At 34.0% G+C, this 14718-nt stretch carries 14 protein-coding genes; 2 read left to right on the plus strand and 12 right to left on the minus strand.

Features of this window, described 5'->3' with window-relative positions; translation table 11 throughout:
* Positions 1 to 7: 7 nt before the first annotated feature.
* The 11 genes from ACYSNM_RS02835 to mraZ are packed head-to-tail and all read right to left on the minus strand — an operon-like array spanning position 8 to position 12230.
* The gene (locus ACYSNM_RS02835) at positions 8 to 745 is read right to left on the minus strand and encodes a cell division protein FtsQ/DivIB (protein WP_461755529.1); all 738 of its coding nucleotides are present in this window, start codon (positions 743 to 745) and stop codon (positions 8 to 10) included.
* A gap of 10 nt (positions 746 to 755) precedes the next feature.
* The gene (gene murC / locus ACYSNM_RS02840; RefSeq protein ID WP_461755530.1) at positions 756 to 2102 is read right to left on the minus strand and encodes a UDP-N-acetylmuramate--L-alanine ligase; all 1347 of its coding nucleotides are present in this window, start codon (positions 2100 to 2102) and stop codon (positions 756 to 758) included.
* A 4-nt stretch (positions 2103 to 2106) separates the two neighbouring features.
* Positions 2107 to 3195 (minus strand): undecaprenyldiphospho-muramoylpentapeptide beta-N-acetylglucosaminyltransferase, encoded by a 1089-nt coding sequence (gene murG / locus ACYSNM_RS02845; RefSeq protein ID WP_461755531.1) that lies wholly within the window; start codon positions 3193 to 3195, stop codon positions 2107 to 2109.
* 35 nt (positions 3196 to 3230) lie between these two features.
* Positions 3231 to 4484 carry an FtsW/RodA/SpoVE family cell cycle protein gene (locus ACYSNM_RS02850; RefSeq protein ID WP_461755532.1) on the minus strand — a complete coding sequence of 418 codons (1254 nt, stop codon included), beginning with the start codon at positions 4482 to 4484 and terminating at the stop codon, positions 3231 to 3233.
* 12 nt (positions 4485 to 4496) lie between these two features.
* Entirely contained in the window at positions 4497 to 5828 is a 1332-nt protein-coding gene (gene murD / locus ACYSNM_RS02855) for a UDP-N-acetylmuramoyl-L-alanine--D-glutamate ligase (RefSeq protein WP_461755533.1), read from the minus strand.
* A gap of 2 nt (positions 5829 to 5830) precedes the next feature.
* On the minus strand, positions 5831 to 7042 hold the full coding sequence (mraY, locus tag ACYSNM_RS02860) for a phospho-N-acetylmuramoyl-pentapeptide-transferase (protein WP_461755534.1): 1212 nt from the start codon (positions 7040 to 7042) through the stop codon (positions 5831 to 5833).
* Positions 7043 to 7060: 18 nt separating this feature from the next.
* A complete protein-coding gene (locus ACYSNM_RS02865; RefSeq protein ID WP_461755535.1) occupies positions 7061 to 8515 on the minus strand; it encodes a UDP-N-acetylmuramoyl-L-alanyl-D-glutamate--2,6-diaminopimelate ligase in 1455 nt (484 codons plus the stop codon).
* On the minus strand, positions 8512 to 10521 hold the full coding sequence (locus tag ACYSNM_RS02870; RefSeq protein WP_461755536.1) for a penicillin-binding protein: 2010 nt from the start codon (positions 10519 to 10521) through the stop codon (positions 8512 to 8514). Before ACYSNM_RS02870 ends, ACYSNM_RS02865 begins: the two co-directional genes overlap by 4 nt.
* A complete protein-coding gene (locus ACYSNM_RS02875; protein WP_461753496.1) occupies positions 10512 to 10871 on the minus strand; it encodes an FtsL-like putative cell division protein in 360 nt (119 codons plus the stop codon). Before ACYSNM_RS02875 ends, ACYSNM_RS02870 begins: the two co-directional genes overlap by 10 nt.
* A complete protein-coding gene (rsmH, locus tag ACYSNM_RS02880) occupies positions 10868 to 11779 on the minus strand; it encodes a 16S rRNA (cytosine(1402)-N(4))-methyltransferase RsmH (RefSeq protein ID WP_461755537.1) in 912 nt (303 codons plus the stop codon). The genes ACYSNM_RS02875 and rsmH overlap by 4 nt, the downstream gene beginning before the upstream one ends.
* Complete coding sequence (gene mraZ / locus ACYSNM_RS02885) at positions 11772 to 12230, minus strand: division/cell wall cluster transcriptional repressor MraZ (protein WP_461755538.1); 459 nt, start codon at positions 12228 to 12230, stop codon at positions 11772 to 11774. Before mraZ ends, rsmH begins: the two co-directional genes overlap by 8 nt.
* A gap of 340 nt (positions 12231 to 12570) precedes the next feature.
* Between mraZ and ACYSNM_RS02890 the strand changes: the two genes are divergently transcribed.
* Together ACYSNM_RS02890 and yihA are read left to right on the plus strand one after the other, a co-directional pair.
* Positions 12571 to 13335: an alpha/beta fold hydrolase gene (locus ACYSNM_RS02890; RefSeq protein ID WP_461755539.1), complete on the plus strand. Its 765-nt coding sequence runs from the start codon at positions 12571 to 12573 to the stop codon at positions 13333 to 13335.
* Positions 13336 to 13339: 4 nt separating this feature from the next.
* Positions 13340 to 13954, plus strand: coding sequence for a ribosome biogenesis GTP-binding protein YihA/YsxC (yihA, locus tag ACYSNM_RS02895; protein ID WP_461753500.1), 615 nt, complete (start codon positions 13340 to 13342; stop codon positions 13952 to 13954).
* A gap of 82 nt (positions 13955 to 14036) precedes the next feature.
* Here the strand turns inward: yihA and ACYSNM_RS02900 are convergent, their stop codons facing one another.
* Positions 14037 to 14693, minus strand: a complete 657-nt coding sequence (locus ACYSNM_RS02900) for a response regulator transcription factor (protein WP_461755540.1) — start codon at positions 14691 to 14693, stop codon at positions 14037 to 14039.
* Positions 14694 to 14718 lie beyond the last annotated feature (25 nt).

Below are 14718 nucleotides of genomic sequence, written 5' to 3' on the forward strand. Positions count from 1 at the left end.
TATTTTTTTATTTGGCACATACCACTTGCTGGGTAAACTTTAGGTTTATTTTCTTATATTTTTCCAAGGAAACTCCATCTTGTAAGCTATATTGAACAAAAGCTTTGTAATTATCTAGTTTCCTTTGCATTTCTTCAAAATCTCCAAAGTGAATTTCAAAAGAATTCGATCTACTCATTAATTGAATGGAATCATCTGGCAACAATAAAATACCTGTGATATCATTATTCAAAAATTCGTCTTTGGCTATTATATCTAACATTTCTTTTAGCTTAGGCCTTATATCCTCAGTAATTTCACCTGAGACCATAGGCACACGCTTTGAAAAATTTGAACTAAGTGGCATTTGATTACCTACTTGATCTAAATAATAGCTATTACCTTGTTCAACTAGTCGAGCTATCGCATCTTTCTGCCATACATCAACTTGCAGTTTTCCATCTAAAGTTAAATACACATCCGCATCTTTTATTAGAAGGTTTTCCAATACCGACTCTTCTAAAAGTTTAAGTTGTACTTGTTCTTTATTTACTCCTGCCTGCCAAGCTAATTGTTCCTCAATGCCCTTCTTAACTTGTTGGGAAGTAACAAAGTGACTTTGATTCCCTTTAAAATTAATTTCAATGCCTTGAATATCCCTATTTCTATTCTTATGGTTCGCAAAAGAATATAAAACAAAAGCGAGTACTACTATTAAAAATAGACGTACATCCAACCATTTTATAAACTTAAGACTCTTTCTCACTTTATTCTTTTTATTTTAATGCTTCTTTTATGTCAATTACCATCTCTCCAATATCTCCTGCTCCAATGGTTAATACCACCTCAGCTTTTGAATTCTTGATAAACGGAATCAAATTCTCTTTACTAACCAATGCTTTGTTCTTAGCTGTTACTTTCTCTAAAAGTACTTCAGAGGTTACTCCTGCAATTGGCAATTCACGCGCAGGATAAATATCCATTAAAGCAACAGACTCAAAACTAGACAATGCCTTTGCAAAATCTCCCATAAAATCTTTGGTTCTAGAGAATAGATGCGGTTGAAAAACCGCCAAAATCTCCTTATCTGGATACATTTCATGTACCGCTTGACTAACTGCTAAGATTTCTGTTGGATGATGTGCATAATCATCAATATAAACAAAATTATCTTTCCTTAGCACATAAGAAAATCTTCTTCTAACCCCTCTAAAGCTCTCCAAAGATTTAACTAATGAATCTGGAGAAACTCCATAATTATACGCCATTGCAAAAGCAACTAATGCGTTAGAAAGATTATGTCTTCCAGGTAAGGCAAAACGAACTCCTTTTATGATCTGCTTTGGTGTAATAATATCAAAAATATACCATCCATTTTGAATAACAATATTTTCTATCCTATAAACACAATTTTCTCCAAATCCAACCTTAATCCCAGGGATACCAACTTGCTCAACTACGAATAACTTTGATTTATCTTCGACTAGATCACTAAAATCCTCAAAAGCCTTTAGCATAGATTGTGCATCTCCAAAAATATCCAAGTGATCCGCTTCCGTACTTGTTATACAAGCTGTATCTGGAAACAACCTTAGAAAGGAACGATCAAACTCATCCGCTTCAACTACAGTAATCGTTTTTCCTGTCCCTATTAAATTACTTTGGTAATTTTCAACTACACCTCCAACAAAACTGGTAACATCAAGTCCTGCTTCAAATAATAAATGTCCTAAGATACTAGTTGTAGTTGTTTTTCCATGGGTTCCTGCAACTGCAAAACAGTACGTGTCCTTTGTAATAATCCCCAGAACTTCTGAGCGCTTCTTAATGGTAAACCCATTTTCTTCAAAATACATCCATTGTGGATGATCTTGCTTTTTAATAGCAGGCGTTATAACAACTAAAGTATCTTCTGGATTAGTGAAGTTTTGTTCAATACATTTAACTTCACTATCAAAAACTACCTGAATACCTGCTTGATTAAGTTCTTGAGTTAATTGCGTAGGTGTTCTATCATACCCCATTACATCCTTACCCAAAAATTTAAAATATCGAGCCAAGGCACTCATTCCAATACCTCCAATTCCTATAAAGTAAACGCTCTTTATTTTATCCACTAACATATTTTTATTTTATTAACTCTTGAATTTTATCTACAATTTCTTTTGTGGCTAATGGTTTAGCTAAAGCCTTAATATTTTCTGCTAAAAGTGCCATCTTCTGTGGGTCTTGACTTAGAGAACTAAAAACCTCTTGAAACTGATCCAAATCTTTCTCTTTTAACAATATTCCAGCCTGTCTTTCTACAACACTCATCGCATTTTTGGTTTGATGATCTTCCGCTACATTAGGGCTCGGAATAAATATAACTGGTTTTCCAACTAACATTAATTCCGACACCGAAGAAGCTCCCGCTCTAGAGACAATAATATCGGCACAACTATAGGCTAAATCCATTTTATCAATAAACTCTAAAATACGGATACCCTCTCTGTCTTTATCCTTAAATTGTACATAGTACAATTTACCACATTGCCACAATATTTGCCAATTTTCTTGCGTAAAAAAATCAATATTTTCGTCAATTAATTCATTAATTTTCTTCGCACCGAGACTTCCACCTAAAACAAGTAAAGTTTTCTTAGTTTTATCCAACTTAAAATACTCTAATGCTTCTATTTTCTTGTCACCAATTGCTACAATATCTTGTCTTACTGGATTACCAGAGAGTACTATCTTCTCTTTAGAAAAGTACTGCTCTAAACCAGGATATGCAACAAACACTAACTTAGCTTTCTTAGCTAAAAGGCGATTAGTAATCCCTGGAAAGGAATTCTGCTCTTGGACTACAGTAGGGATACTTAACCAATTGGCTACCTTTACTACTGCTCCACTTGCATAACCACCTGTACCTATAACAATATCGGGACGAAACTCTTTAAGTATCTTCCACGATTTAATCAAACTTCCAATAACTTTAAATGGAAAACTTAAATTTTTCCATGTCAATTTTCGCTGTAAACCAGAAATATGCAAACCTTCGATGGCATACCCCTCTTGAGGTACTTTTGTCATCTCCATACGTCCTTTGGCCCCTACAAACAAAATTTGGGCTAAAGGATCTCGTGATTTAATCTCATTAGCAATAGCTAAAGCAGGATAGATATGTCCTCCTGTTCCTCCACCACTAATAATTACACGCATTGCTTTCTTCATTTTTGTTTTTATTACAATTCAATACTTTTCTTTGTCTATTGTTCTTTTTGGGATAGCTCTTGTAAACGAACAGCCTCCATTCTTGCCAACTCCTCTTGCTCCTTCTCTTTAAGTAAAGCCTGTGCCAAATTATGAGCTTGTATTTCCTTTTCCTTCTTAGTTACACTAAGGATTACTCCTAGACTAAAACAAGTCATCCAAATGGCCGTTCCTCCACTACTAATTAGTGGCAAGGTTTGCCCAGTTGTTGGTAATAAAGAAACTGCTACCCCCATATTGATTAATGCTTGAAAAGTAAATAAAAATCCAAGACCAATAACCAATAGCTTTCCAAATAAAGTAGGCGCTTTATGGGCTGCTATTAAAAACCGTATAAACAGTAGTAAATACACTCCTAAAACTGCTAAGCCAACCACAATCCCAAATTCCTCTACAATGATGGCATAAATAAAATCCGAAGAAGACTGAGGAAGAAAGTTTTTTTGCACACTCTTACCCGGACCAACTCCGAAGATCCCCCCAAGAGCTACTGCCATTTTTGCGTTCTCTACTTGATATAGATCTTGTGAGCCATCATTCTTTGTATATCGTTCTATACGACTCGCCCAAGTATGTACCCTATTATTGAAAGATCCAGGAAATAGCAACGCTAAGCTAACAAATAGGCTCACGCATATTGCCCCAATCCCCAATACTTTAAAAAGGTACTTTAGAGGGTATTTAGCTACAAATACAAGTAGACATACCATAAAGAAAATCAGTGCTGCAGTGGAGAAGTTCGCAGGGAAAATTAAACCAACAACAAGAAACACTGGAATCCATAATTCTATAAATGAAGCCTTGAAGCTACCTATATGATCTTTAACTTTCACCAAATATTGAGCGACATACATCAAAAGGATAACCGCTGCTAGAGAAGAAGGCTGAAATTGAACTCCCATTACGCTAACCCATCTACTGGCATTTGCTCCCCCAATGGTAGTTCCTCTTGTTAGAGCATAAATTAACAATGCAACTACAATAGGTAAGCCAAAGACGCCTATACTTCGAAAGTATTTATAATCTAATCGATGTACAGCCCATAGAAAAAAAACAAAACCTACCATTACATGCAAAAAATGCTTAAATAAATAGTAACTAGTATTATGTCCTGTTCCTACAGTATACACTAAGTTAGTACTAGCACTATATACAGGCATAAAGGAAAATAAAGCCAATAGTCCTACTAAGGCCCAAATGGTAAAATCCCCTTGCATGTATTTCTTACTTGTACTAAAAATCTGCATCATCTTTTATCCTATTTATAAATTGTTTACCAATACTTTAAACTGATTACCTCTATCCTCATAGCTTTTGAATAAATCAAAACTTGCACAAGCAGGAGACAATAATACAGTATCACCTTGCTCTGCTAATTCTTGAGCGAAAACAATGGCTTCTTGCATACTATTGGCTTCTACCATTTCATCGACTACATTGATAAAAGTCTGCTTTAATTTTTCATTATCTAATCCTAAACAAATAATACTTTTTACTTTTTCTCTTACTAGAGGCATTAGTTCTAAGTAATCGTTTCCTTTATCTACACCTCCAACGATCCAAACCGTTGGATTCTTCATACTTTCCAGGGCAAAGAAGGTAGCATTTACATTAGTAGCTTTAGAATCATTTATATATTGTACTTGATTCACCTTAGCTACTTTTTCTAACCTATGCTCTACTCCTTGGAATTCAGAAAGACTTTCTCTAATTCTTTCTTTTCTAATACGCTTTAATTGCGCAATGGTAGTAGCTGCCATTGCATTCTTCACATTATGTGGCCCTTCAACTCCTAATTCTTTGATTGGCATTACAAATGTTTCTGTTTCCATAGCTACCACTATATTATCTTGATCCACATAAGCTCCCTCTGACAATTTTTGGGTCAAAGAAAATGGAATTGTCTTTGCTTTAATTTGATTGTTACTTAGCCATTTCTGGATTTCTTTATCATCGTAATCATAGATAAAATAGTCACTCTCTGTTTGATTCATAGTGATTCTAAACTTTGAATCAATATAGTTTTCATATTTATAATCATAACGATCCAAATGATCTGGACTAAGATTGGTTAAAACCGCAATATTAGGCCTATAGTCAACTATTCCATCCAATTGAAAACTACTCAGTTCTAATACATAGCATTTATCAGGATCTACTGCCACTTGTTGAGCATAACTAAAGCCTATGTTCCCAGCTAACCCAACATTTAAACCACCATCTTTTAGCAGTTTATAGGTCAATAAACTAGTTGTTGTTTTACCATTACTTCCCGTAATTGCAATAGATAATTCTTTATTAAAGGAACTAGCAAATTCAATTTCTGAAATAATGGCTATACCTTTTGCTTTAATCTGAACTACAATAGGTGTTTTATCAGAGATTCCTGGACTCTTTATCACTAAATCGCTAGCTAATATCTTATCTAAACTATGGCCGTTTTCTTCCCATGAAATACCTTCTTTATCTAATATTTCTTTGTAACGTGAAGCTATAGCTCCAAAGTCACTTACAAAAACATCATAGCCCTTTGTTTTGGCTAAAATAGCTGAACCAACACCAGATTCCCCGGCTCCTAAAATGGCTAATTTCATAACTATCTAAGTTTTAAAGAAACTAAACAAAACACCCCTAATAGAATTGCAATAATCCAAAAACGGGTAACTATTTTACTCTCGTGATATCCTTTCTTCTGAAAGTGGTGATGTAAAGGTGACATTAAAAATATACGCCTACCTTCTCCATATTTTTTCTTTGTATACTTAAAGTAAGAAACCTGTAATACTACAGAAAGATTCTCTACTAAGAACACTCCACATAATACTGGTATCAATAATTCTTTTCTAACAGCAAATGCCATTACAGCAATAATTCCCCCAATAGTTAAACTTCCTGTATCTCCCATAAAAACTTGAGCAGGATAAGTATTATACCATAAAAACCCGATCAATGCCCCCATAAAGGCGGAAATAAATACAGTCATTTCTCCCGAATTAGGTATATACATAATATCTAAATAAGTAGAAAAAATAACGTTACCTGATACGAAAGCAAAAATACCTAGGACAAAGGTGGATATGGCGGAAGTTCCTGCTGCTAACCCATCTATTCCATCGGTTAAATTCGCTCCATTAGAAACTGCCGTAATAATAAAAATAACGATTGGAATAAAAACAAGCCAAGTATATTTACTCGCTCCAGGCCCCATCCAACTAATTAACATACTGTAATCAAATTCATTATCTTTAAAAAAAGGTATAGTAGTAGCTGTTGATTTCACATCGTATTTACTAACAACAGTTTCAACTAATGCATCTTTACTAGGCGCCTCTCTCACGGTTACCTCAGGGCTAAAATATAGAACACAGCCTACAATTAATCCCAAACCTACTTGTCCCACTACTTTAAAACGACCTTTTAAACCGTCTTTATCTTTCTTAAATACTTTTATATAATCATCTAAAAATCCTATTGCCCCCATCCATAAAGTGGTAAGTATTAAAAGTAAAACATAGATATTATCTAGCTTAGCTAATAATAGCACAGGAATTAATGTGGCTAAAATAATAATCACTCCTCCCATAGTTGGAGTTCCAGATTTTTCCTTTTGTCCTTCTAAACCTAATTCTCTTACTGTTTCTCCCACTTGCATACGGTGTAAGAAATTAATTATTCTCTTTCCATATATAATAGAGAATAACAAAGACATAATAACGGCTAAACCAGAACGAAATGTAATATACTGAAACACACCTGTTCCAGGGATATTAACAAATTGGTCTAAATACTGAAATAAATAATACAACATAATCTTTCTCTGCTATTTCTAATTTTCTAAAAATTCCGTTACTATCTCAAGATCATTAAAATCGGTTCTAACCCCCTTAACTTCTTGATACGTCTCATGCCCTTTACCTGCAATTAAAATGATATCACCATCTTGAGCTTGTTGACAAGCTAATTTGATAGCTTGCTTTCTATCCTCTAAAGAAATTACTCTCATTGAATATTGCATAGGAACACCACTCTCCATGTCCTTCAATATTTTACTAGGCTCCTCAAATCTTGGATTATCTGAGGTTAAAATAACCCTATCACTTAATTCAGTTGCAATCTGGGCCATTATAGGTCGCTTTGTAGCATCTCTATTACCTCCACAACCTACTACAGTAATTAATTTATTATTTCCAGAACGAATGGAATTAATTGTCTCTAATACATTTTTCAATGCATCCGGAGTATGAGCATAATCTACTATAGCAGTAATGTTATTCTTAGATATAAAATATTGAAATCTACCACTAACACTCTTTAGTTTGCTCAATTCAACAAGAACCTCTTCTTTTTGTTGTCCAAGATTGATAGCACAACCATAAACAGCCAATAAATTAGAAGCATTGAATTCCCCTATTAATTGTACCCAAACCTCCTGTTGATTAACTTTCATCAACATTCCTGTGAACTGACTCTCTAGAACAACTCCCTTAAAATCAGCTATATTTTTCAAAGCAAAAGTGTATTTTTTTGCTTTGGTATTTTGCACCATTATACTAGCATTCTTGTCATCACTATTAGTCAAGGCAAAAGCATTGGCATCTAAATGATCAAAAAAACTTTTTTTCGCATCTCTATAATTGGCAAAAGTACTGTGGTAATCTAAATGATCGTGACTTAGATTTGTAAAAACACCACCTTGGAATTTTAAATCCCATACTCTTTTTTGCACAATACCATGAGAACTAACCTCCATAAAACAATATTCACATCCTTGCTCAACCATTTTATTTAAAAAATAATTAATAGTAAGACTATCCGGTGTGGTGTGGCTAGCAGAATAGATTTCTTGTCCTATGACTATCTTAACAGTAGATAACAAACCAACCTTATAACCAAGGTTAGTAAATAATTGATAGAGCAAACTAGCAACAGTAGTTTTTCCGTTAGTACCTGTTATTCCAACTAATTTAAGTTTAGAAGAAGGATTATCGTAAAAATTGGCTGAAATTAATGCCAGAGTTTCGTTGGTATCTTCCACGCAAACATAAGTAACCCCAGGATTTAGCTGTGTAGGTAAATCTTCACAGATCACAGCCGTTGCACCCTTTGCTATAGATTGCTCTATAAACTCATGTCCATCGATTTGAGTACCTTTTACTGCAACAAACAAAGTGCTTGCTTGTACCTGTCTAGAGTCCATAACAATAGACTCTATTGGTAGAGAAGTTGTACCTACTATAGATTTTATAGTAACTTTATATAATATGTCCTTTAATAACTTCACGATAATTCTAATATGACTTTCTTATTCTTTTCTATTTTATTTCCTTTTGGAATAGATTGCTTTTTAACCTTGCCAATTCCTTTTACTTCTACCTCTAATCCCATATTCTCAAGCAGTGGTAAAGCATCCATAACATACATACCTCTAACATCAGGCATTATATCTTGATTGTCTTGCTCAACTAAAGTATCGTAATACATATAATCATCCACAATTAGACTTGGGATATCTCCAAAATCATCTACTTGTGTACTAACAGGAACATCTGTATAAATTTTTTGAGCGATTTTTTTAAATACTGGTCCAGAAACATCCGCCCCATAATAGCTTTTAGTACGATCTGGCCGATGAATAACTACAATACAAGAGTACTTAGGATCTTCCGCAGGAAAAAACCCTGCAAAAGAAGAGGAGTAATACATATCTTTTCCTTTTCCTCCACCATAGTTAACCTGAGCTGTACCGGTCTTACCCGCCATAGTGAAGTTCTTAGAACTTACCTTTCTACCAGTTCCACGAATAACAGCATTAACTAAAATATCTTGTACTTGCTTAATTACATCTAAAGAAGCAATCTGTGGATTTAAAACAACTGGTTCAAACTCTAAAACGGTCTGATCAAATTCTTTTACTTCAGATACAAATTGAGGCTTAACCATAACCCCATCATTTGCAATAGCATTATATAAAGTAAGTGTATGCATTGGTGTAACAGATAAACCGTAACCAAATGCCATCCAAGGCAGGGCTAATCCACTCCAACCTTTTTGACCAGGTTGTGGGATATAAGGTATACCTTCTCCTTTTAATGGCAATTTTAAAGGTTTATCCATCCAAAGACTTCCTAAGTAATTGGTAAACTCGGAAGGATTATCCTTGAATGCTTCATTAACAGCTTGAGTAATTACCGTATTGGAAGATACTTCTATCCCTCTTGCTAAGGAGATTTTTCCATATCCTCCCCATTTAGAGTCACGAACTCTAGCATTATAAAACTTAACTACCCCTCCATTTGTATCATAGATTCGGGCAGTATCACTTTTCTGTTTCTCCAATAAAGCTAATAAGGCTGCCACTTTAAAAGTGGAGCCTGGCTCGTGTTTCTCGGAAATGGCATAATTAATTGATTCAAAATAATTTCCTGAAGGTGTGCTTTTTCCTAAATTAGAAATAGCTCGGATAGCTCCTGTTTTAACCTCCATAACAATAACACAACCGTGATCTGCATTGAAATCCTCTAAGGCCTTAAGTAAAGCATGATGGGCAATATCCTGTATAAAAACATCGATAGTAGAAACAATATCTTTACCATCAATAGGTTCAACCTCGTTTTCATCATTTATCGGCTTCCATTGATCCTTACCTAGACTTTGCATTTTTCTTTTACCGTCTACCCCATTAAGATATTCAGAAAACGCCCCTTCAATACCAACCCTTCCAAAAGTATTATCCTCATACTTCCTTTCGTAACCTATGGTACGTTGGGCAATTTTCCCAATTGGGTGTTGTCTAACTGTTTTTTGCAATGCAATAAAACCTCCTTTGTAAGGACCTCGTTTAAGCATAGGAAAACTCTTCACTCTTACATATTGGGTGTAGCTTAAATCTCTAGCAAGTAAAACGTAGCGGCTATTATTAGCTCTACTCTTTCGCATAAGAGAATTGTAATAACTCGCAGGTTTATTAAACATCTTGGACAAAGAATCCGCTAATGGTTTAACATTGCTTTCAAACTCCTCAATACTAGGAGCTACAGCATCAAATCGAATTTCGAAGACAGGAACAGAAGTGGCCAAAAGGCTCCCGTCTGCAGAATAAATATTACCTTTATTTGCAGGGACTACATCCTCTTTTACCCTTTTTTCATTCCTAGCTTTTGCACGTAGTTCAACGCCTTCTACACTTTGAATATGTATCAAACGATAAACTATCCCTATAGCAAGTGCTACAACTAATAAGGATACTATATAAGGGTTTCTATAAATACTTTTATTACCTATGGCCATAATTTATTCCAAAAACCTGTTTCCTTCTCCTTTATATTAACATGAATCTTCACTGGTGGAACTTCCGAAGGCATAATACCTTGCTCCTCTAAAGTCTTTGTAATAGTCGACTCCATTTTAAGTTCCATCAATTCAGATCTAGTATCTACAAACTCTGCTCTAAGCATCTTCACATCGTGACTTAATTTAGCCACTTCAAAAACCTTAGATTCATAAGCTTGAGTATTCCATATAACTATCAAGCCCAATAAAATGATATATAAAATCATTGCCCAAACTTTAGCGGAATCCTCATTCACCAAAATTTTAGCTCTTATAATATCTGCTGGACTTAATATTGACTTTTTCATAATTTCTCAGCAATTCTCAATTTTGCAGATCTTGCTCTATTATTAACTTCTATCTCTTCATCTGTTGGGATAATTAATTTCCCTAATTGCTTCATCGGCACAGTAAATCTTCCAAAGAAATCTCTTTCTGGCTCTCCTTCGAAAAGACCATTTTTCATAAAGCGTTTTACTAATCTATCTTCTAAAGAGTGGTAAGAGATAATACTCAATCTACCACCTGGTCGCAACACCTCTAAACTTTGCTCTAGCATTTCCCTTAAAACATCCATCTCTTGATTTACCTCTATTCGAATAGCTTGGTAAACTTGAGCTAAAATTTTCGCACTCTTATGAGCAGGCAAGAATCTGCTTAAAACGAATTTTAAATCATCCGTGTTTTGTATTGGCTTTTCAGCCCTAGCCTCGACAATTGTTGTAGCCATTGCATGAGCATTTTTTAATTCTCCATATAAACTAAAAACACTTCTCAAATCAGCTAACTCATATTCATTAACTACATTGTAGGCAGAAACTTCTCCCTTCTTGTTCATTCGCATATCCAGTTCCCCATCAAATCTAGTAGAGAAACCACGCTCAGCAACATCGAACTGATGGGAAGAAACTCCTAAATCTCCTAAAATTCCATCCACTTCTTTGACACCATAAAAACGTAAATAACGTTTTAAATGACGGAAATTTTGATTGATTAAAGTAAACCTAGGATCATCAATTGCATTATCTAGAGCATCCTGATCTTGATCAAAAGCAAACAGCTTACCATTTTCATTCAAACGACTCAAAATTTCACGCGAATGCCCGCCACCACCAAAGGTAACATCTACATATATTCCATCGGGTTTAATATCTAAACCATCTACACTTTCTGTTAATAGTACAGGTCTGTGATATCCGTATTGCTCTTTATCCATCAAAACTTATATTACTCATTACTTCTTGGGCCAATTCTTGAAAATCAAAATCTTCATCCATTATATTTCTCTCGTAGCTTTGCTTATCCCAGATTTCTAAAATATCTACTTTAGAGGAAAAAACTACCTCTTTGGATAAGCCTGCAAACTCAATCAAATCTTTACTAATCAAGAATCTTCCAGCCTCATCAAACTCTATATATTTCACACCAGCCATGAACCTTCTCAAAAACTGATCGTTCTTCTTATCAAATGGATTAAGCTTATTTAACTTCTCCATCATCGCATTCCATTTAGCCATAGGCCAAAATTCCAAACAAGATTCAAAGACAGAACGTTTTAATACAAAACCATCTTGTATATCAGAAAGCTGCTTCTTCAAAGAAGAAGGCAATAAAATCCTGCCTTTTGCATCGATTTTACACTCATATGTCCCAATTAGAACCTTCACTTATCTGTTATACTTTAATGTTTTAGCAAATGTATCAATTTTTTTACCACTTTTACCCACTTTCTACCACTTTGTTAATAAGTTTTCGTGAACTTCCCATTTATAAAGGAATCGCACACTAATTATTTGATATCTAGCCTTTAATTATAGTAATACTCATCCTTTTAAAGTGGATTTACAACCTATAAAACAACATTAAAACACTAATAAAAAGCTCCTTTTCTAAGCAGATAAAGCACTCCTAAAAAACATAATTATTATTTTTATGGTTTTATTACAAACATTGTCCTGAAGAAAACCCTATATTTGTAGGAATTTAAAAATCGCATTTAAAAACTACATGGAGCGAACTTTAAAAGTAGATGGAAAATTCCGTTTTATAGAAATTGGACAAGGTACTCCAATCATAATTTTACACGGGTTAATGGGAGGGCTAAGCAATTTCGATGGTGTTGCCAACTACTTCCCAAAACATGGTTATAAAGTAGTTCTACCAGAACTGCCTTTATATACCAATAGTATATTGCAAACAAATGTGAAAGCATTTGCTAAATTCGTAAAAGACTTTATTGAACAACAAGGCTACAAAGAAGTTATCCTTTTAGGAAACTCTCTAGGTGGGCATATTGCATTATATTTTGCAAAAGCATATCCTTCTTTATTAAAAGCAATGATATTAACTGGGAGTTCAGGTTTATACGAAAGCGCAATGGGAGATAGTTACCCTAAACGTGGAGACTATGCCTATATTCAGAAAAAAGCGGAAGATGTTTTTTACGATCCAAAAATTGCTACCAAAGAATTAGTAGACGAAGTTTTTCAAACTGTAAACGATCGCATTAAATTAATCAAAACATTAACCATTGCTAAAAGTGCTATTAGACATAATATGTCTAAAGATTTACCAAACATTCATGTACCTACTTGTTTGATTTGGGGGAAAAACGACAAAGTAACTCCTCCTGAAGTAGCTGTTGAGTTTGATGAGCTTTTACCAGATTCCGATTTATTTTGGATTGATAAATGTGGACATGCCGCTATGATGGAACGTCCTGATGAGTTTAATGAAATTTTAAGCCATTGGCTAAAAGAAAGAAATATATAACGTCATGAAAATAAATACAGCTGAATTTGTAATTAGTAATTCCGAAGTAAGTAAATGCCCTAATGAGCCTTTACCAGAATACGCATTTATTGGAAGATCTAATGTAGGAAAGTCTTCGTTGATCAATATGCTAACTAATCAAAAATATTTAGCTAAAACATCTTCAAGACCAGGAAAAACACAATTAATAAATCACTTTAAAATCAATTCAAATTGGTTTTTAGTAGATTTACCAGGATATGGATACGCTAAAGTTAGTAAAAAGACTAAAGCAACCTTTCAACAATTCATTACCGATTATTTCGAATTAAGACCTCAACTTGTTTGTGCCTTTGTTTTAATTGACATTCGTCATGAAGCTCAAAAAGTAGATTTAGAGTTTATGCAATACTTAGGAGAGAATGAAATTCCTTTTTGTATTATATTCACAAAAGCAGATAAAGTTGGGAAACAAAAAGTACATTCTTTAGTTGCTGACTACAGAAAGAAAATGCTTGCTGATAATTGGGAAGAAATGCCAAAGCACTTTGTTACCTCATCTACTGATAAAATAGGTCGTGACGAAGTATTGGAATACATCGATGAAATCAATAAAGAAATTTTTAAAAATCAAGGCTAATCCTTTTTTTAAAAAAGCTTATAAAACAAAAAGAGTTTTGAACTAGTTCAAAACTCTTTTTGTTTTATATAGATAATGAAGATTAAATATAGTAATCATTCACTGTGAATATTCCTGCACGAATAGCATACCTACTGGCATCGTAGACATTATTCACTTCTAATTTCTTAAAAATATTTTTACGATGGGTCACTACAGTATGTATACTAATACTTCTATCTTGAGCAATTTCTTTGTTAGTCTTACCTGATGCTATTTCACGTAAAACTTCTCTCTCTACTTGAGTAAGTACCTGTTCGACTTTAAAAAAGGCATTTTCTTGCTCCTTTAAAATGTCACACACTTGATCAGATAAATACGTTCTACCATGTAGGAATTCACCAAGGCCTTTACAAAGTACTTCTAAAGAATCATCTTTTAAAAGAATAGACAAATCTGGCCAATTCACCTGCATCAATCTTTTTAACCAACCTCCTGATATGTTATCAAAAATAAACAACCAATTACAATGTACATATTCTTGTTTTAAAAACAATAAATGTTCCTTTTGCGACTCCATTTGATAACTCTGTCCATCTATTATAATGCTACTGTTTTTATATTTATTTAAAAACAACTTTAATTCCTGCATACTGGTTACATCATGGCATTTAATGGGCTTTCTACAACACTCTTCTAATAGTTTTATAATTGCATACTTACTAAAGTCTTGGTGCTCAACTATTGCTATATGATGCATAATTTCAATTTTAATAACAAAGATA

The organism is Myroides sp. LJL116, assembly GCF_054871685.1.

What these genes read in the sequence shown, in the direction of transcription:
- murC (WP_461755530.1), bottom strand. Translation starts at nt 2,102, where the DNA reads ATGTTAGTGGATAAAATAAAGAGCGTTTACTTTATAGGAATTGGAGGT.
- murG (WP_461755531.1), bottom strand. Translation starts at nt 3,195, where the DNA reads ATGAAGAAAGCAATGCGTGTAATTATTAGTGGTGGAGGAACAGGAGGA.
- ACYSNM_RS02850 (WP_461755532.1), bottom strand. Translation starts at nt 4,484, where the DNA reads ATGATGCAGATTTTTAGTACAAGTAAGAAATACATGCAAGGGGATTTT.
- murD (WP_461755533.1), bottom strand. Translation starts at nt 5,828, where the DNA reads ATGAAATTAGCCATTTTAGGAGCCGGGGAATCTGGTGTTGGTTCAGCT.
- mraY (WP_461755534.1), bottom strand. Translation starts at nt 7,042, where the DNA reads ATGTTGTATTATTTATTTCAGTATTTAGACCAATTTGTTAATATCCCT.
- ACYSNM_RS02870 (WP_461755536.1), bottom strand. Translation starts at nt 10,521, where the DNA reads ATGGCCATAGGTAATAAAAGTATTTATAGAAACCCTTATATAGTATCC.
- ACYSNM_RS02875 (WP_461753496.1), bottom strand. Translation starts at nt 10,871, where the DNA reads ATGAAAAAGTCAATATTAAGTCCAGCAGATATTATAAGAGCTAAAATT.
- rsmH (WP_461755537.1), bottom strand. Translation starts at nt 11,779, where the DNA reads ATGGATAAAGAGCAATACGGATATCACAGACCTGTACTATTAACAGAA.
- ACYSNM_RS02890 (WP_461755539.1), top strand. Translation starts at nt 12,571, where the DNA reads ATGGAGCGAACTTTAAAAGTAGATGGAAAATTCCGTTTTATAGAAATT.
- yihA (WP_461753500.1), top strand. Translation starts at nt 13,340, where the DNA reads ATGAAAATAAATACAGCTGAATTTGTAATTAGTAATTCCGAAGTAAGT.
- ACYSNM_RS02900 (WP_461755540.1), bottom strand. Translation starts at nt 14,693, where the DNA reads ATGCATCATATAGCAATAGTTGAGCACCAAGACTTTAGTAAGTATGCA.